This window comes from Kitasatospora sp. NPDC048407, assembly GCF_043200475.1.
Classification (GTDB): Bacteria; Actinomycetota; Actinomycetes; order Streptomycetales; family Streptomycetaceae; genus Kitasatospora.
Map to the genome: position 1 here is coordinate 330,766 of NZ_JBICXW010000002.1, position 16,887 is coordinate 347,652.

The window sequence follows — 16,887 nt, forward strand, 5'->3', positions numbered from 1 at the left end:
TACGGCTGGGGAGTGCCGACCGAGGTGCGGTGTGGGTGGAAGGTACGAGGCCGGCAAACGGGCCGGATCGCGGGGTGGTGCAGCTGCGAGGCCGTCGGCCCCATGTCCGCCACGTGCGCGAACGGCCCCCCGTCTGCTGACGACCCGTCAGGAAAGTCAGCAAAAGGTCAGCATTCATCCACCCACAGCGTGCAAAACCCACCCGCAGGCGGGAAATCGGCAGGGTCTCCGGGACTGCTGCCGAGAGCTCGGCCCGCGACGCTCGTTGGCGTCTCGCCCAGCGCCGAAGGCGGTCGCGGGCCACCCCGCATGGGGCTGATCGCCGCGACCGCCGAGTGCGACATGTGAGCAGGTCAGGCGCGGTTTCCTCGCGCCTTGAGGGCGATGTTCGGAAGCTCCGGGGCGGGCAGCCGGTCGCCCGGGTAGCCCTGGACCTCGCCGAACCGAACCCCCTTCTCCCAGTCGATTCGTGCTTGTACGATCTCCTCGCTGGATCGGCCGATAAAGTTCCACCACATGACGATCTGCTCGTCGAAGGGGGTGCCGCCGAGCAGGATCAGGCGGGCGGGGGTGGGGGAGGGGTTGGTGATGGTGAGGGTGCTGGGGCCGGGCGGGAGGTAGCCGAGGTCGGCGCGGTGCAGGGGGGTGCCGGCGAAGGTGATGTCGCCCTGGTCGACGAGGAGGCCGTGTTCGAAGGCGGGGTCGACGTCGAGGGTGAGGGTGGCGCCAGGGTCGAGGACGAGTTCGGCGCCGAGCAGCGGGCTGAAGGTGGGGACGGGGGAGGTTTCGCCGGCCAGCGTGCCGAGGAAGACGCGGACCTCGGCGCCGTCGAGCGTGACCGGGCCGGGGACGTGGTGGTGGAAGTCCCGTGCGGTGTGCCGGTGTTCGTCGGGGAGCGCGACCCAGAGCTGGACGCCGTGCAGGGTGCTGGTGGCGGCCGTCGAGGTCTCGGAGTGGGCGATGCCGCGGCCGGCCGTCATGAGGTTGAGTTCGCCGGGCCGGACGAAGGCGTGCACGCCGAGGCTGTCGCGGTGCTCGATCTCGCCGCTGAACAGCCAGCTGACGGTCTGCAGGCCGATGTGCGGGTGCGGGGCGACGTCCATGCCGCCGGTGATGGCGACGTCGTCGGGGCCGTAGTGGTCGATGAAGCACCAGGCGCCGATCAGGGTGCGCTCGCGCTGGGGGAGGGTGCGGCGGACGGTCATCGCGCGCGGGCCGCCGAGCGGGACGTCCCGCGGCGGGAGGACCCGGACGGTGGCCGCGCGGGGGTCGTTCTCGGTGGTGCTCATGGTTGTGTTCCCTCCCGTGCCGTCCGGTTACCGGAGTTCCCGGTCGGCCCGTTCCAACAAATCGTTCCAGCTTCAACTATTATGGAGGGTATCGTCAGACAAATACCAGTACGCAGGCGGAGGAGCTCCAGGTGACCGAGGTGGCGACCACCACGACCGGCCGGCGGGTCTACATCGACAAGCAGCACCCGCAGGCCTTCCGTGCTCTGCGGTCCAACGCCGAGGCGGTCCGCGAGGCCGCTGCCGAGGCCGGACTCGACCGCCGCCTCGTCGAACTGGTCAACCTGCGCGTCTCGCAGATCAACGGCTGCGCCTACTGCCTGGACGTGCACACCAAGGCCGCCCTGCTGGCCGGCGAGAGCGTGCAGCGGCTCGGCGTGCTGAACGCCTGGCGCGACACCGCCCTGTTCGACGAGCGCGAGCGGGCCGCACTGGCGCTCGCCGAGGCCACCACCCACCCTGCCGACGCCACCGCCCAGGACGTGGCGTACGCGCAGGCCCGGGCGGTGCTCGGCGACGAGCAGATCTCCGCCGTGATCTGGGTGGCCATCGCCATCAACGCCTTCAATCGCGTCTCCATTCTGAGCAAGCACCCGGTCCGGCCCGCGCGCGTGGCCGCCGAAGCCGTTGTGAATGCGTAGGCGCCGGTAGGGAGTTGGCGTCACGTCGGCAGCGCACGCCCAGCTGTCGGAGGGCGGTCGGCCGGCCACCGAAAATGCGTGGCCGGCGGGATCGGGCGAGTGGCAGGGTCGGAGGATGGCTCAGCAGCACAGCTCGCCCCGCCACGCGCCCAATCGGTCGTCCAGTCGGTCCGCCACGTCAGGGCGGGCGTCCGAACTGCACGCCGTGCGCGCCGACTTCGACGCCAGCACGATCGTCGTCTACCAGGCGTACGCGCCCGCGATCGCCGAACCCGCGCTGCGGGCCGGACTGTTCGTCGCGCCGTTCTCGTTCCGCCGGATGACTTGGATCAAGCCCTCGCTGCCCTGGCTGCTGCACCGCAGCAACTGGGGCACCAAGTCCGGACAGGAACGCATCCTGGCCGTCCGGATCACCCGGCAGGGCTGGGAACGCGCGCTGGCAGCAGCCGAGTTGACCATCGGCGACCAGCAGCGGCTGGCGGCGGCCCAGGTGCACGTCCAGTGGGACCCGGAGCGGTCGCTGCGCGGGGCGGCGCTCAACCACTACAGCATCCAGGTCGGCCTGGGGCGGGGGATCGTCCGGGAGTTCGCCGAGGAGTGGATCGTGTCCCTCGCCGACCTCACTCCGCAGATCCGCCGCGCCGCCGAACTGGTCCGCGCCGGCCGCACCGAACAGGCCCGCCGGCTGCTCCCGGACGAGCGCCGCTACCCACTGCCCCCCGAACTCGCCGCGCGTCTCTGCCGCGTGTGACCTCCCGCCAGCGCAGTGGCCGGGGAGGGGGAAGGGGAAGGGGAGGGGGAGGGGAAGGGGAGGATCAGGCCAGGTCGGAGGGGCGGATCCGGTAGACCTGGAGATTCAGGTTGTAGTACTTGGTGGTCTCGCCGACCCAGCGCATCCCGAGCCGCTTCGCCACCGCGTGCGCCCGGTCGTTCTTCGGCCGGGCCACCGCGAACACCTCCTCGACGTCCTGGGTGAACGCCCACCTCAACAGCGCCAGACCCGCCTCCGTCGCGTACCCCTGGCCCCAGGCGTGCGGGGCGAGCTGCCAAGTGATCTCCAGGTCCTCGTCGTACGGCGGCAGCGGACGGATGCTCAGCCCGCCGACCACCTTCTTGTCCTCCCGCCGCTCCACCGCCCACCGCCCGCGCGGAGGCAGCAGTCCGGACTGCTCCTGCGCCCAGGCCTGCAGCACCAAACGCATCGCATCGACATCGGCGACCTGCGACATCGCCGGCGTCAGCCAGCGGGCGACGTCCGTGGAGCCGTACACGGCCAGCGCGTCCTCGGCGTCGTCGGGCGTCCAGTCGCGGACGACGAGCCGATCAGTGGTCAGTCTGATCCCCATGGCCGGGTCCTCCCTCATTCGATTGGCGGACGTCTCCTCCCCCGGAGTGTGCGCCCCCGGCCCGTCCCCGTCGAGCGGGGGAATCGGCCTTCACTGTCCGTCGCTGTGCGGTCGCCCGGGCCGGTCTGGCGTTGGGGTGCTCGCCCGTTTGTTGTGCGTTGGGTGGGTGCGCGCGGTGGGTCAGGGGCGGGCCGGGGAGATGATCTACGCGGAGATTATCTCTGCGGGGATGTTTTCCGCGAGCGGCGATCGGTTTTGATCGGCCGAGGGAGATCATCTATGAGGAGATTATCTCCGCAGGGATGAACTCCCCGCGCCCGACCGACTGGGCCGAGACGGACCCAGCGGCGCGCGCTCAGCGGCGCCCCGCCAGCGGAATGCCCAGACCCTCCGGGCCGCCGCCCTCGAGGGCCAGCGCGGTGCCGATCTCGTCGGGCAGCGTCGCCAGCCCCAGCAGGGCCAGCGCCAGTCCGGCGGTGGTGCGGTGCCAGTCGCCGGCCCGGCGCATCAGAGTGTGGCCGCTGCCGAACACCCGGTAGCCGGCCACTCGCGCGCCGTGGTCGCGGGCCCGGAGAGCGAACAGATCGGTGTCGGCGGGCGGCGTCACCCGGTCGCGGTCGCCGTGCATCATCAGCACCGACGTGCCCCGCAGGTGCTCGGTCGGCTCGTCCTGCGGGCACCACGGCGCCAGCGCCACCACTCCCTGCACGCACGGGTGTGCGGCTGCCCGCAGCGCCGCCCGGCCGCCCATCGAGTGCCCGATCAGCACCGTCGGCACCGGCCCGAGCGTCTCCGCCAACTCCGCCATCGCCGCCTCCGCGTCGCGGGCCGCATCCGCGCGCTCACCGTTCCAGCCCCGGCAGCGGTAGTGCACGGTGCCCACCGCCAGCGACCGGCCCGCAGCCCCGTCCGAGCCGGGCCGTGCCGAGCGTCGCACCGCGCGTTCCACGGCCCGCGCGAACGGGCGCATCCGCAGGCCCGGCAGGTTCAGCGCCGGCACCGGTTCCGGGCCGAACTCCCGCCCGCCGTGCAGCACCAGCACCGCCGCGTCCGGCGCCGAAGGCCGCACCCGCCAGGACAGTGCCCGGTGCGCCGCCATCGTCCCGTCCTCGCCGGAGTGCACCGCCAGCCGCCCGTCGTTCATCACACCGTCCCGTCGCCGTGCCCACCTGGGCTGCCACTGTACGCGGACGCCACCGCCGACCGGGAGCGTGCGGATCGCCCGGTGTTCGAGCACGTGAGTCCGAACCGCACAGCTCCGATGCGGGACGCCGGACCTGACTGCTCGTAGGGTGTCAGCGTGCCCACGGCAGGCCGCGCCGCCCACCGTGCGGCGCCCCCAGTCGCAGCCCCACCGCGCCCCTCGGGCTGTGGCGGGCCTGCGTCCCACCGGCAGAGCCGAGGAGAGCCATGGCCGACGTCCAACCGCCCCGCACCGACGGCACCCCGACCGCCGAACTCGGCGTCATCGGCGGATCCGGACTCTACGCGCTGCTCGAAGACGTCACCGAGGTGCACGTCGAAACGCCCTACGGGCCGCCCAGCGACGCCCTGTTCATCGGCGAGGCGGCCGGCCGGCGGGTCGCCTTCCTGCCCCGCCACGGCCGCGGCCACCGCCTGCCGCCGCACCGCATCAACTACCGCGCCAACCTGTGGGCGCTGCACTCGCTCGGGGTGCGTCAGGTCCTCGCCCCGTGCGCCGTCGGCGGCCTGCGTCCCGAGTACGGCCCCGGAACGTTGCTGGTGCCCGACCAGTTCGTCGATCGGACCTCCGGCCGGGCGGGGACCTACTACGACGGCCGCAGCCTTCCCGACGGTTCGATGCCGGAGGTGGTGCACGTCGCGATGGCCGACCCCTACTGCCCCGACGGCCGGAACGCCACGCTGGCCGCCGCCCGGTCACTCGCCTGGGAGCCGGTCGACGGCGGCACCCTGGTGGTGATCGAGGGCCCGCGCTTCTCCACCCGCGCCGAATCCCGCTGGTTCACCGCCAACGGCTGGTCCGTGGTCGGCATGACCGGCCACCCCGAAGCCGCACTGGCCCGCGAACTCGGCCTCTGCTACACCTCGTTGACACTCGTCACGGACCTGGACGCCGGGGTGGAGACCGGCGAGGGCGTCACCCACGCCGAGGTGCTGAAAGTCTTCGCCCGCAACGTCGACCGCCTGCGCGCCGTCCTGTTCAAGGCCCTCGAATCGCTGCCCGCCACCCGCGACTGCCTCTGCTCGCACGCCCTGGACGGCGTGGAGACCGGCCTGCCCGGCGTCTGATCCGGCGGCCCTGCTGCTCCGATTCACGCTGCGGCCCCGGTTTCCCGGAGTTCCGGCCCGGCGACGTCGATCGGCCGGCGCCCGCCGTCTTCTGGCGGTGCGCCGGCCGAACGCGCTCCCTGCGCGGGCGGGTGCGCCCGCTATCGATTCCGCGCGCGCCGGCAGAAGTGCGCCAGCGCCATCAGGGCCGCCAGCGCCGTGCCCCAGGCCGCCACCACGGCGACCAGCAGCATCGGCGCCCGCAGCGCCACCGCCAGTCCCAAAAGTCCGAACGACACGACCAGACAGCACGCGATCACCACGACCACCGATCGTGGGCGGGCCACCAGCGACCGCCGAAGCCGCGCCATCCGTGCTGGTCGCATCGTGCGCAGCTCGCGCTCCAGCTCCAGATCGCTTCCCAGCTCGGCCTCGATCTGATGAAGGATCAGGAGCTCACGCGGGGAGAGTGCCGGTCCGTCCATCAACCACCTCCGCGCCGCCAGGCAGGCGCGCCCGGCCTTCCCCGCCGGCGCGTCCCTACGTCCCAGGTAGCAACACATCTGCCCGCTGCACGCCGGTTCTAACATGCGAACGCGGTGCCGAACCGCCGTGCTGCGACCGGCGTTTCGTCCCTCCGCGACCCAAATGACCCGCGCGCCGCGCCCACCCCACCGGCACCGGGCGCACGCCTCCGGGCGGCGTCCGCACGGCCGTTGCGACGGCGCGCGACGTGTACGCGCAGAACCGATTCGCCACCGGGCCCCGCCCCTACGGTAGTTCGCGCCGGGACGGACCCGCCGATCCCGGCGTTCGATCGGAAAGGCCGTACCACCCCCATGCACCTGCGTTCCACGGCTGCCGCCGCCGTCGCCTCGCTCGCCCTGCTGTTCGCCACGCCGTGCCCCGCCGCCGCGGCCGTCGGCGAGTTCCGCTACACCTACTTCGACAACTTCGGCGACCGTGCCGAGGGCCGGCTCGTCGACCCCGACAGTCGGGTCTGCCACACCCTCCCCGAGGTCGCCGACCCCGACACCACCGAACCCGCCTTCGCCCCGCAGAACTTCACCGGCTCCACCGCCACCGTGTTCACCGGCACCCACTGCGACGGCGAGTACTACTCGCTGCGTCCCGGCGGCCGCGCCTCCGACCGCCTCAAGCTCCGCTCCGTCGTCTTCTCCTGACCGGACCCCCCATTCGCACACCGCCGTGCGGCTCCGTCCCAGCCGGGGCCGCACGCCCCGCTCCGGACGCGTGAATCGCCCAAGTGATGGGGCGTCAGGACGCCTTGCGGGGTGCGGCCTTCTTCGCGGCAGCCTTCTTGGCCGGCGCCTTCGTGCTCTTCTTCGCCGCCGCCCCGCTCCGCCTCGCCGACGTCCGCTTCGCGGCACCGCCGCCCGAGGCCGCGTCCTGCGCCGCCTCCGCATCCTCGGCATCCGCCGCAGACCCGGCCGCTCGGCCGCCCTTCGCGCCCCGGCCGTGTTCGCCCTTGGCGGCCTTCACGCTGTTGCGCAGCACCGCCATCAGGTCGATCACCTCGGCCTCGCCGCCTCCGGCCTGCTCCTCCAGGTGCGGTGCCTCCACCCCGGCCAGCTTGGCGTCGATCAACTCCTGGAGCGCCAGCTGGTATTCGTCGTGCAGCGCCGACAGGTCGAAGTCCTCCGACAGCGTGTCCATCAGCGAACGCGCCATCTTCAGCTCCTGCGGACGGACCGTCACCTTCTCGTCCGGCGCCATCCCCTGGGCCGAGCGGACCTCGTCCGGCCACAGGCAGGTCTGCAGCACCAGGGTGTCCTCGTGCACCCGCAGCACCGCCAGCGACTCCCTGGTCCGCATGGTCACCTTGGTCACCGCGATCTGCCCCGACGCGCGCAGCGCGTCCCGCAGTAGCACGTACGGCTTCGCCGGGGCCTTGTCGGCGGTGGCCACGTAGTAGGCCTTGGAGTACATCAGCGGGTCGATCGACTCGGCGGGGACGAACGCCAGCACGTCCACCACCTTCTTGCTCGGCAGCGGCAGTTCCGCCAGGTCCTCCTCGTCGAGCACCACCTGCCGACCGTCCGCAGACTCGTGCCCCTTGGCGATCTCGCCGTACGGAACCTCCTTGTCCTCCGCCTCGCAGAACCGCTTCATCCGGATGCGCGAGCCGTCCTTCGCATGCACCTGGTGCAGGGCCGGCCCACTGTGCTCCTCCGTGGCGGCATACAGCTGGACCGGTACGCTGACCAGCCCGAACGTGATGACGCCTTTCCAGGTGACCTGTGGCATGTCATGGCCCTTTCGCGGGGATTTCCCACGGTATGCCCGAGCGACAGGTCACGGAAGTCGAGGGCCGCCGCCTGGTCCTCTCCCACCTCGACAAGGTCCTCTGGCCCGCCACGGGGTGGACCAAGGGCGAGGCCCTCTACTACTACGCGCAGATCGCCCCCGCGATGCTTCCGCACCTGCGCGGCCGCGCCGCCAGCTTCCTGCGCTTCCCCTCCGGCATCGGCGAGGAGGGATTCTTCGCCAAGAACCCGCCACCCGGCCTGCCCGCCTGGGTGCACACCGTGACCGCGCCCAGCCACGAAGGCCCCAAGCAGCGCGTCGCCGTGGACGACCTGGCGACGCTGATGACCGTCGCCAACGGCTACGCCCTCGAACTGCACGTGCCGCAGTGGACCGCCGAGAGTGGACCCGACGCCCACGACCGCCTGGTCGTCGACCTCGACCCCGGACCCGGTGCCGACCTCACCCACTGCTGCCGCGTCGCCCTGCTGATCCGCGAAGCCCTCGCCGCCGACGGCCTGGTCTGCCGACCCAAGACCTCCGGCAGCAAGGGACTGCACCTGTACGCCGCGCTGCGCCCCGCCCCCGCCCGGCAGGTCAGCGACTACGCGCACGCCCTCGCCGAACGCCTCGCCCGCGAGCACCCCACCCTGGTCGTGTCCCGGATGACCAAGGCGCTGCGCCGGGGAAAGGTGTTCGTCGACTGGTCGCAGAACGCGACGGCGAAGACCACCGCCGCGCCCTACACTCTGCGCGCCACCAGCGTTCCGGGGGTGTCGGCCCCGGTGAGCTGGAGCGAGGTGGAGCAGTGCACCGACGCGGCCGAGCTGATGTTCAGCCCGGAGGAGGTGCTCGACCGGTTTGCCGAGCAGGGCGACCTGCTGGCCGACCTGCTCAGCGACGACCAGACACTGCCGGAGCCCGACGGCTGATCCCGGCGGCAGGCCGGCCGGCGCCCGGGGGAGGCCCGGGCCGTGCGGCGGCGGTGTGGTGTCAGGACGTGGCGGCCTCCGCGGCGGGCTCGGCGATCAGGGCGGTGGCGATGCGGCGGAAGCCGACGCTCTCGTATATCCGCGCCACGGCGTCGTCGCTGGCGGACAGGAAGACCGTGCGTATGCCGGTGGTCCGGGCGTGCTCGACCAACTGCGCGGTGACCCGGCGCGCCAGGCCCTGCCGCCGCAGCGACGGGAGCGTCGCCACCGCGACGATCTCGCTGACGTCGCCGACCGGCTGGTGGCAGCCGGAGGCGACGGCCAGGCCGTCGGGCCCGGCGATCGCGACGACGACCGTGCGGCCGGCCTCCATGCGGCCGATCATCCGCGTCACCTGGCCGTCGGCGATCGCCGTCCGGGTGGCGTCGGCGAGCTGCTCCGGGCCGGCCACGCCGACCTGGGTGCCCGGGTCGGCGAAGGCGAGGTGCGGGACGGTGACGGCGCTCGGCAGCAGCGGGTCGTCGATCGTCAGCACCCGGACCTTCGGGTCGTTCTCCGCAGCCGGGGCGGCAGCCGACGGGCCGTCGAGCTCCAGGACCAGCAGCGGGTGCTCGTGCACCTCCAGGCCCGAAGACTCGATCGGGGCGCGCAGACCCGGCGAGGTCTCGTGCACCCATTCGAAGCTCTCCGGTGCGCCCAGCTCACGCTGGCGGGCCCGGACCCGCTCCACGTCGGCGGCGGTGAACGGTCCGTCGCCGCCGAGTCGCGGACGTGCGTAGTAGTGCCAGCCCGGCCCCGTGCGGACGAACAGGGTGAACGGGCCGTGTTCCTCGGCGGTCGCGGAGAACCGGGGAACGGCGTCGAAGAACTCCTCGAGTCGGGCCAGGACGGTCGACGGCCCGCCTGCCTCCGCCCCCGGGGTAAGGGTGAGGTCGGTGTCGTGCTGGGTGTCGCGCATCGTGCCGTCCAAGGGTGTGGTGCGTCCTCTCGTGGAGGTTGATCACGCGGAATCAAAGCAGGGCGATCGGACGCGTGCACCTGTTTTTTCGAACCCTGCGCACGGCCTGTTCGACCATGTCGGTCTGGCAGCGTCTGCGTCGGCGTCGAATGACGAATCGGTTCTGCGATGAGGCGATTGCCCTGTTGAGGCGCAAAAGTGAGGTGCAATCACCTCCCGCGGATGGCGGCGCGTGGGGCCCTGGGGCTCGAACGGGATGCCGATGTTCACTCGGGGGAGGGGATGTGAGGGGTTCGCCGTTGACGTTCGGCGTCAGGCCTTCCACACCTCGGCGAGGTGGGCGATCAGCAGCTCGGCCACCTCGGCCGGGCGCTCCAGAGCGGGCAGGTGGCCGGCCCAGGGGAGTTCGCGGTGCTCGCCGGCGGGCAGCACGGCCGCCGTGTCGACGGCGATCCGGCGGAAGTCGTCCACGTCGTGCCGGCCGCCGAACACCAGCGCGGGGGCGACGGCGTTGCGCAGGTCCACCTCGGGCTCGGTCGGGTGGAACTCCTCCTCGGGCGCCAGCTGCACCTCGTACGCGTTGCGCTGCATCACCCGGACCTTGGCCTTTGCGGCCTCGTCCGCGTCGGGCCCAAGGAAGGTGTCCACCATCAGCTCGACCGCCTCGTCCAGCCGCCCGGAGTCGACCAGTTCGACCTCGCGCTCGCCCAGTTCCACCAGTTCGGCGCTCGGCTCGTGGGTGGCGCTGCCCGGGCAGAGCAGCGTCAGCGAGTGCACCCGCTCCGGGCGCAGCGCCGCGAACCGGGCGGCCATGTTGCCGCCGAAGGAGGCGCCGATGAGCGAGACCCGGTCGATGCCGAGTTCGTCGAGCAGGTCCTCCAGGTCGGTCAGGTTGCTGTACGGCGCGTCCGCGCAGGGGGTCTCCCCGAAACCGCGGAAGTCGCACCGCACGACTCGGTACCCGGCCTCGCGCAGCGCGTCCCACTGGCCGTCCCACATCCGCCGGTCGCAGACGGAGGAGTGCAGCAGGAGTACCGCGGGGCCGGAGCCGGCCGCCTCGTGAGTGATCGTCATCGCGCCAACCTAGAACAGCGACTCGTGACCTGACCAGGGGATTACCTGTCAGCAGAGACGGTGGGGGTGGGCCGGGCGGTGTCCGTGGCGGACGGCATGATGGGGGCGTGCCCGAAGGAGACAGCATCTACCTGGTCGCCACTCAGCTCAACCGCGCGCTCGCCGGTGCGGTGTTGACGGTGGCGGACCTGCGCGTGCCCGCCCACGCCACCGCCGACCTCACCGGCCGCCGGGTGCTGGAGACGGTGCCGCGCGGCAAACACCTGCTGACCAGGTTCGAGGGCGGCGTGACGCTCCACACCCACCTGCGGATGGACGGCCGCTGGCAGGTGTTCCGGCCCGGCGAGCGCTGGCGCAGCGGACCGGCGTTCCAGATCCGGGCGATCCTCGGCACCGAGCAGGGCACCGCCGTCGGCTACCGACTGCCCGTGGTGCAACTGCTGCGCACCGCCGAGGAGACCCGGGTGGTCGGCCACCTCGGCCCCGACCTGCTCGGCCCCGACTGGGACGTCGCCGAAGTCCGCCGCCGCCTGCTGGCCGCCCCGCAACGCCCGGTCGGCGCGGCCCTGCTCGACCAGCGGAACCTGGCCGGCATCGGCAACGTCTACGCGAACGAACTGAGCTTCCTGGCCGGAGTCACCCCGTGGCTGCCGGTCGCCGAACTGCCCGACCTCGACCGGCTGCTGCACCGGGCGCACCAACTGCTGGACGCCAACAAGCTGCGGCACGGCCACATCACCACCGGCGACACCCGGCCCGGCTGCCAGAACTGGGTGTACGGCCGGGCCCGCCGCAACTGCGTGCGCTGCGGCACGCCGATCCGCACCGGTACCCACGCGCAGGACCGCACCGCGTACTGGTGCCCGCGCTGCCAGCGCGGCCCGGCACCGACCGGCTGACGGCGGCATGCCGACGCTGGACGGCGTCGGGACGCGGGGGTATCAGTCCGGCTCGACCAGCGCCGGGTGGCGCGGGTCGTCCACCCGGACGGTGAGGTCGGCGAGCTCGGCCGGGTCGGTCTCGGTGCAGTAGCGCTCGTGGGCGGGAAGCGTCCAGTGCTGATCGGCGGGGGTGCGGCGGGCGAGCGCGGCAGCGGACTGGGTGAGGTGCACGGTGAGTTCGAACGGCAGCCAGCGGCCGAGCAGGAACGGGCCGTCCAGTAGCAGCACTCCGCGCGGCGGCAGTTCCAGGTAACGGGCCCGGGTGGAACGGTCGGTGGCCGGATCCCAGAAGGTGGGCAGCATCCGGCCGTCCGCGCCCGGCTCCAGCGGGTCGAGTACCTCGCGCAGCAGCGCGCCCTCGTCCAGCCACAGGTCGTGGAAGGCGTCCGGATCCTGCTTGCCGTACTCGAAGCGGACCGAGGCGGGACGCAGGAAGTCGCCCGCCGATACCCGCTGTACCGGCCGGCCGAGCAGCCGCAGCGGCTCCACCAACGCATCCGCCAACTCGCCCGGGCGGGCGGCGGCCGCGCCGTCGATCGCCACCCGCAGACGGCGGTCCGGATCGTCGGGGCCGGGCAGCCGGTGGATCCGCTCCGCGAGCAGGGCGACCAGGCGCTCCGGGGAGATCGGGGTCACCCGCACCGGACGATCACTTCCTCTCCGTCGATCGGACTTTCCGTCGACCGGACGTTCCGTCAACCGGACTATATTTTCCGATACCTGATCGTCGCTCATCCCAGGGGGATCCCGCCGTGCCTTCGCCGACCCTCGCCGACGTGGATGCCCTCGCCGCCCGTGCCCACGCCGGACAGTACGACCGGATCGGCGTCCCCTACATCGAACACGTCCGGGCCGTGGCAGCAGGCGTCGCGGCGTTCGGCACCGGCCTGCAGATGGCCGCACTGCTGCACGACGTGCTGGAGGACACCCCGACCCGCGCCGACGATCTGCTTGTCGCAGGGATCCCCGCCGGAGTGGTCGCCACCGTCCGCCGGGTCACCCGGGAGCCGGGGACGGACTACCGGGCGATGCTGCTCGACATCGTCACCGATCAGGCCGCGACCCTCGTCAAGATCGCTGACAACGCCCACAACTCCCGCGCCGACCGGTCCGCCCGGCTGGCCGCGCGCTACCGGGACGCCCGCGCCGTCCTGTGGCCCGCCGTCGCCGACGCCGACCTGCGGACCGTCCTCGCCGCCGTCAACCCCCCGCTGCTGGCCGAACTCGACTGAAGCGTTCGGCGGGAGCAGGCTGGAAGGAGCAGTGGGGGCCGACAGCGAGGAGCCGAGGATGTCCGAGATGAATGACAGGCTCAACGACAAGGCGCAGCGCGACGAGGACGATGTCCGCGCCGTAGACCCCCTGGAAGGCATCACCTCCGACCAGAACATGAGCGCCTGGGGGGAGCCGCCGGCGGAGGGCGAGCGGATCGCCGAACCGCCCCAGCAGGAGGAGCAGCGGTGAACGCGCGAGCCGCGGTGCCCGAACCGCACACCTCCGATTGGAACGTGCGCCTGCGGCTGGTCGAGGTCGGCGACCTCACCCAGGCACACGCCGTCCTTGACACCGGCGTCAACCTGATCGAGGTCGACGCCGAGGCCCATCGCAGCGCCCAGGACCCCGCCGACCCGGCGATCGGCGACGAACTCGCCGTCGGACGCGCACTGGCAGCCCTCGGGCAGCAACTGATCCACCGCGGCTCGACCGCCGCCGAAGCAGTCGAATCCGCCCGTCGGCGCGACACACCGTAGTCACCGAACGGCGGGGCGCCGGGTGTCGAGGGTTCGGCACTCGGCCATGGCGGGCGGTCTGCGGGGCTTCGGTCTGCCTGGGTACAGGTGCATGGGTGCAGGGCTTCGGTGCCCGGGCAGGCCGAAACCCGGGCCGTCGCGCACCTGACTGTGCCGCCGCGGCCCGGGTTCGGGGGAGAGTCAGGCCTGCGGGGCGGCCGCGCCGCCGCCCGTCTTCACCGCCTCCACCATGTGCTGGTGCACCTCGCGCGCCGCCGCCTCGTCCGCCGCGGCGACCGGGCTGCCCTCCACGGTGAACCAGTCGAGCGCCCCGCTGTACTGCACCGTCAGCCGCGCCTCGCCCTCGATCCACATGGTGTGCACCGTCAGATCCCCGGTGATGACGCCAATCTCCACGGTCTTCACGCCACCGTGGCCGGACAGAATGCCCTGCGTGGTCCAGGTTGCCCAGGTGTTCACAAACCCGCTCCCATCCGCCGCCCTATGGGCCGCTCGGTCCCGACCCCACAGGTACCCAACCCGTGGCGACCGTCTTCCACTGTCACTCGGAAGGCCGAAAACCGCCCCCCGGGCGGGTGCCCGGCGCCGGGAACAGCATCGACGTATGGGAGAGCGAGAGACGGCGTCCCCGCGCCGAAAGTGGTCCTCGAAACTGGCGGCGACTCGACCGTCATCACTCCGAGCCGCACCTGCTCCTCAGGCCGTGACCCCGCTGCCGACATCGTCCTCACCGACCCCCGGGTCTCCTGGCACCACGCGCGACTGCATGTCGATGTCGGTGACGGTCACTGGATCGTGGACGACATCGGCTCCACCAACGGCACCTGGGCCGACGGGCGGCGCATCGTCCACCAGGAGATCGAACCCGGCACCGTGCTCTGCCTCGGCAGCCCCGCCGACGGGCCGCACTGCACCTTCAGCGCTCTGCCGCGGCCGACCGCCGTCCACCGGGTACCCGGCAGCGGACCGTCGCTCGAAGCCCGGCCGTCCGCACTGACCGCCATCACCGGCTCGCTCCGGCCGCCGTCCAGGGTCCGGCCGCTGCCGACCAGAGTGGTCCGGATCGGGCGAGCCTCGGACAACGACCTGGTGCTCGGCGACCTGTCCGTCTCCCGGCACCACGCCGAACTGCGGGCCCGCCCCGACGGCCGCTACGAGATCGCCGACCTGGCCAGCCACAACGGCACCTACCTCAACGGCCGGCCCGTGCTGCGGGCCCTCGCCGGGCCCGGCGACCTGGTCGGCATCGGCCACTCGATGTTCTGCCTGGTCGGCGACGAACTCCAGGAATTCGTCGACACCGGCGACATCGACCGGGGTGCTCGGTGACGGGCAGGCGCCGGGTGACTGTCAACAGCCGGGCGCAGGGACGCCCGCCGTCGGCATTCCCACCGCAGACCGCCCCGCTGCCGGGCCGAGGCCGCAGCGCTGGCGCCGACAGGTCGGCACGCTCGGCCGCCGCTACGCCAGTGCCCTCGCCGCCGACCGGACCTTCCTCGCCCTCGCCCCGCGGGGCATTGCTGCAGCTCGACCACATTCCGGTGCTCAACCAGCTCCCCTGGCTGGTCCCCTCCCGCTGGGCGCTCGGCGCGATGGCCGCCACGATCGACCTGCACGCCATCGTCCCCGGCAGCCTCACCGACGATCCCCTGCTCGCCCACCGGGCCGGTTGCTCGACGTGGGCATGCTGATCGTCCTCGCCGTGCTGTACGGCCTGATCGTCGCCGGTTGCTGCGCCGGCACGACCGGCCGTGATGCGGCGGTAGCCGATGGGGACCCCTGGCAGATTCCGGCCCCACCCACGTCGTTCCCGGCGGCGGCCTGCCGACCTGAACCGGCCCCGGCCCGGCCGCCGTCAGGGTGCCACTGGACCCGCTGCTGCCGGTCGTCCTTGCCGCGGCCCGCGGGAACTGGGCCCGGGGCGTCTGCTCCAAACGGCTGGACGGCTTGGGTCGACGGCCGACTGCTGGTGGCCCTCCCGCAACGGCCCCGGCCACTGGCCTCCCGCTCACCGCCGGCGACGACCCGCGCCCGCTGCTCGCCGCTCTGGAGCGCAGCCTCTCCGACTACCGGCGGCTGCTCGACGACTACGCGGCCGGTCGGACCGACCTGGAGACCTTCCGCGACGGCACCCGCGACCTGCGGCTGGGCGCCGTGCTCGACGGAGCCTCCGCCTGGCCGCTCGATCTCGAACAGGACCGCTGGCTCTACTGCGCCGCCGCGCAGGTACAGGGCTACGCGGCGGCCGGCGGCGCTCGCGCAGGCGGCGACACCGGCAGCCAGGGCGAGCGCGATGACGGTGGGGGTGGCAGCCGTGGCTGAACGGGGCGCCGCAGTGCGGGACAGCGCCGAGCGCGGAGGAAGTTGACGATGACAGGGGAGGAGCCACTTGCCGCCGCCGGGCAGGACGAACTCGGCGGCCGGACGCTCGCCGGATACCGGCTGGAGCACGTGATCGGGCGGGGCGGGATGACAGTGGTCTACCGGGCCGAGGGCCTCCGGTTGGGCCGCACCGTGGCGCTGAAGCTGCTGGCACCCGAACTGGCCCGCAACGAGACCTTCCGGCAGCGCTTCGTCCGGGAGTCCAGGGTGGCGGCGTCCCTCGATCATCCGAACATCGTCCCGGTGTACGAGGCCGGGGAGATCGAGGGCGTGCTGTACATCGCCATGCGGTACGTCCGAGGCCGGGACCTGCGCAGCCTGCTCGACCGGCAGGGCCCGTTGACGGTGCGCCAGACCGTACGGATCGCCGTGCAGGTGGCCAGCGCCCTGGACGCGGCGCACGCCCATGACCTCGTCCACCGCGACGTCAAGCCCGGTAGCGTGCTGATCGCCGAGGGCACCGACCCCGACCACCCGGAACATGCCTACCTCACTGATTTCGGGCTGACCAAGAAGTCGCTGTCGCTCACCGGCCTTTCCAGCGTCGGACAGTTCGTCGGCACGCTGGACTACGTGGCCCCCGAGCAGATCTCCGGCAAGCCGGTGGACGGGCGCTGCGACGTGTGCAGCCTGGGCTGCGTGGTGCACGAAATGCTCACCGGCAGTCCGCCGTTCCGCGTGACGACGACCTGGCGCTGCTGTGGGCGCACCTCAACGACCGGCCACCGGAACCGCTGCAGCAGCGGGCGGACCTTCCCGGTGAGGTGGGCGCCGTCCTGCGGCGGGCGATGGCGAAACGGTCGGAGAGCCGGTAGTGCGCCGGCTGTCTGGAGTTCGTCGCGGCGCTGCGGGCCGCGTCCGACGCCCGGCCCGAACGGCCGCGCCAGGCACCGTCGTTGCCCCCGGCGTGGGCGCGGCCGGTGTTCGACCCGGACGGGACGCGCTGACGGGTGCGCGCGGCGTGCCGGTGAGGGTGGGTGTCGTAACGATTGATGGCATGCACCTATCAATCCTGAGAGTTTGCTGGCAATCTGCCCCTCGGCCAGGGCCCCCAC

20 protein-coding genes and 2 pseudogenes are annotated in these 16,887 nt (G+C 72.5%); 13 read left to right on the plus strand and 9 right to left on the minus strand.

Annotated features, from left to right (window positions below):
- Positions 1-353: 353 nt before the first annotated feature.
- A complete protein-coding gene (locus tag ACGFWJ_RS06850; RefSeq protein WP_392945998.1) occupies positions 354-1,289 on the minus strand; it encodes a pirin family protein in 936 nt (311 codons plus the stop codon).
- Positions 1,290-1,420: 131 nt separating this feature from the next.
- Between ACGFWJ_RS06850 and ACGFWJ_RS06855 the strand changes: the two genes are divergently transcribed.
- Together ACGFWJ_RS06855 and ACGFWJ_RS06860 are read left to right on the plus strand one after the other, a co-directional pair.
- On the plus strand, positions 1,421-1,930 hold the full coding sequence (locus ACGFWJ_RS06855) for a carboxymuconolactone decarboxylase family protein (RefSeq protein ID WP_392946000.1): 510 nt from the start codon (positions 1,421-1,423) through the stop codon (positions 1,928-1,930).
- Between the two features lie 115 nt (positions 1,931-2,045).
- A complete protein-coding gene (locus tag ACGFWJ_RS06860; RefSeq protein WP_392946002.1) occupies positions 2,046-2,681 on the plus strand; it encodes a DUF4291 domain-containing protein in 636 nt (211 codons plus the stop codon).
- A gap of 64 nt (positions 2,682-2,745) precedes the next feature.
- Here the strand turns inward: ACGFWJ_RS06860 and ACGFWJ_RS06865 are convergent, their stop codons facing one another.
- Positions 2,746-3,276 (minus strand): GNAT family N-acetyltransferase, encoded by a 531-nt coding sequence (locus ACGFWJ_RS06865; RefSeq protein WP_392946004.1) that lies wholly within the window; start codon positions 3,274-3,276, stop codon positions 2,746-2,748.
- 355 nt (positions 3,277-3,631) lie between these two features.
- Positions 3,632-4,420 carry an alpha/beta fold hydrolase gene (locus ACGFWJ_RS06870; RefSeq protein ID WP_392946006.1) on the minus strand — a complete coding sequence of 263 codons (789 nt, stop codon included), beginning with the start codon at positions 4,418-4,420 and terminating at the stop codon, positions 3,632-3,634.
- 266 nt (positions 4,421-4,686) lie between these two features.
- Between ACGFWJ_RS06870 and ACGFWJ_RS06875 the strand changes: the two genes are divergently transcribed.
- On the plus strand, positions 4,687-5,547 hold the full coding sequence (locus ACGFWJ_RS06875; protein WP_392946008.1) for an S-methyl-5'-thioadenosine phosphorylase: 861 nt from the start codon (positions 4,687-4,689) through the stop codon (positions 5,545-5,547).
- A gap of 140 nt (positions 5,548-5,687) precedes the next feature.
- Here ACGFWJ_RS06875 and ACGFWJ_RS06880 read toward each other — a convergent pair whose 3' ends face one another.
- Entirely contained in the window at positions 5,688-6,011 is a 324-nt protein-coding gene (locus ACGFWJ_RS06880; RefSeq protein ID WP_392946010.1) for a hypothetical protein, read from the minus strand.
- Positions 6,012-6,365: 354 nt separating this feature from the next.
- Here ACGFWJ_RS06880 and ACGFWJ_RS06885 point away from each other — a divergent pair, with 354 nt between their 5' ends.
- Positions 6,366-6,710: a hypothetical protein gene (locus tag ACGFWJ_RS06885; protein WP_392946011.1), complete on the plus strand. Its 345-nt coding sequence runs from the start codon at positions 6,366-6,368 to the stop codon at positions 6,708-6,710.
- A gap of 94 nt (positions 6,711-6,804) precedes the next feature.
- On the opposite strand, the gene ACGFWJ_RS06890 is transcribed toward ACGFWJ_RS06885, so the two are convergent.
- Positions 6,805-7,794, minus strand: a complete 990-nt coding sequence (locus tag ACGFWJ_RS06890; protein WP_392946013.1) for a Ku protein — start codon at positions 7,792-7,794, stop codon at positions 6,805-6,807.
- Positions 7,795-7,826: 32 nt separating this feature from the next.
- Between ACGFWJ_RS06890 and ligD the strand changes: the two genes are divergently transcribed.
- Positions 7,827-8,726 carry a non-homologous end-joining DNA ligase gene (gene ligD / locus ACGFWJ_RS06895; protein ID WP_392946015.1) on the plus strand — a complete coding sequence of 300 codons (900 nt, stop codon included), beginning with the start codon at positions 7,827-7,829 and terminating at the stop codon, positions 8,724-8,726.
- Between the two features lie 61 nt (positions 8,727-8,787).
- Here the strand turns inward: ligD and ACGFWJ_RS06900 are convergent, their stop codons facing one another.
- Both ACGFWJ_RS06900 and ACGFWJ_RS06905 read right to left on the minus strand, forming a co-directional pair.
- Positions 8,788-9,684, minus strand: coding sequence for a GNAT family N-acetyltransferase (locus ACGFWJ_RS06900; RefSeq protein WP_392946017.1), 897 nt, complete (start codon positions 9,682-9,684; stop codon positions 8,788-8,790).
- Between the two features lie 312 nt (positions 9,685-9,996).
- Positions 9,997-10,758, minus strand: a complete 762-nt coding sequence (locus tag ACGFWJ_RS06905; RefSeq protein ID WP_392946019.1) for an alpha/beta fold hydrolase — start codon at positions 10,756-10,758, stop codon at positions 9,997-9,999.
- A gap of 107 nt (positions 10,759-10,865) precedes the next feature.
- Here ACGFWJ_RS06905 and ACGFWJ_RS06910 point away from each other — a divergent pair, with 107 nt between their 5' ends.
- Positions 10,866-11,657 carry a DNA-formamidopyrimidine glycosylase family protein gene (locus tag ACGFWJ_RS06910; RefSeq protein ID WP_392946021.1) on the plus strand — a complete coding sequence of 264 codons (792 nt, stop codon included), beginning with the start codon at positions 10,866-10,868 and terminating at the stop codon, positions 11,655-11,657.
- A gap of 42 nt (positions 11,658-11,699) precedes the next feature.
- Here the strand turns inward: ACGFWJ_RS06910 and ACGFWJ_RS06915 are convergent, their stop codons facing one another.
- Positions 11,700-12,341, minus strand: coding sequence for a uridine kinase (locus tag ACGFWJ_RS06915; RefSeq protein WP_392946023.1), 642 nt, complete (start codon positions 12,339-12,341; stop codon positions 11,700-11,702).
- Between the two features lie 110 nt (positions 12,342-12,451).
- On the opposite strand from ACGFWJ_RS06915, the gene ACGFWJ_RS06920 reads away from it, so the two are divergent.
- From ACGFWJ_RS06920 to ACGFWJ_RS06930, 3 genes are read left to right on the plus strand one after another with little or no spacing between them, the layout of a single operon-like run.
- The gene (locus tag ACGFWJ_RS06920; protein ID WP_392946025.1) at positions 12,452-12,931 is read left to right on the plus strand and encodes a phosphohydrolase; all 480 of its coding nucleotides are present in this window, start codon (positions 12,452-12,454) and stop codon (positions 12,929-12,931) included.
- 58 nt (positions 12,932-12,989) lie between these two features.
- A complete protein-coding gene (locus tag ACGFWJ_RS06925; RefSeq protein WP_392946027.1) occupies positions 12,990-13,163 on the plus strand; it encodes a hypothetical protein in 174 nt (57 codons plus the stop codon).
- Positions 13,160-13,450, plus strand: a complete 291-nt coding sequence (locus ACGFWJ_RS06930) for a dsRBD fold-containing protein (RefSeq protein WP_387648084.1) — start codon at positions 13,160-13,162, stop codon at positions 13,448-13,450. Before ACGFWJ_RS06925 ends, ACGFWJ_RS06930 begins: the two co-directional genes overlap by 4 nt.
- Positions 13,451-13,630: 180 nt before the next feature.
- On the opposite strand, the gene ACGFWJ_RS06935 is transcribed toward ACGFWJ_RS06930, so the two are convergent.
- Entirely contained in the window at positions 13,631-13,909 is a 279-nt protein-coding gene (locus ACGFWJ_RS06935) for a hypothetical protein (RefSeq protein WP_387648081.1), read from the minus strand.
- A gap of 145 nt (positions 13,910-14,054) precedes the next feature.
- Here ACGFWJ_RS06935 and ACGFWJ_RS06940 point away from each other — a divergent pair.
- From ACGFWJ_RS06940 to ACGFWJ_RS06955, 4 genes and pseudogenes are all read left to right on the plus strand, one after another.
- Positions 14,055-14,761, plus strand: a pseudogene (locus tag ACGFWJ_RS06940) (FHA domain-containing protein); the annotation flags it as partial.
- Positions 14,762-14,967: 206 nt separating this feature from the next.
- Complete coding sequence (locus ACGFWJ_RS06945; RefSeq protein ID WP_392946029.1) at positions 14,968-15,141, plus strand: hypothetical protein; 174 nt, start codon at positions 14,968-14,970, stop codon at positions 15,139-15,141.
- 256 nt (positions 15,142-15,397) lie between these two features.
- On the plus strand, positions 15,398-15,772 hold the full coding sequence (locus ACGFWJ_RS06950) for a hypothetical protein (RefSeq protein WP_392946031.1): 375 nt from the start codon (positions 15,398-15,400) through the stop codon (positions 15,770-15,772).
- A gap of 48 nt (positions 15,773-15,820) precedes the next feature.
- Positions 15,821-16,779: pseudogene (locus tag ACGFWJ_RS06955) on the plus strand (serine/threonine-protein kinase).
- Positions 16,780-16,887: the final 108 nt, after the last annotated feature.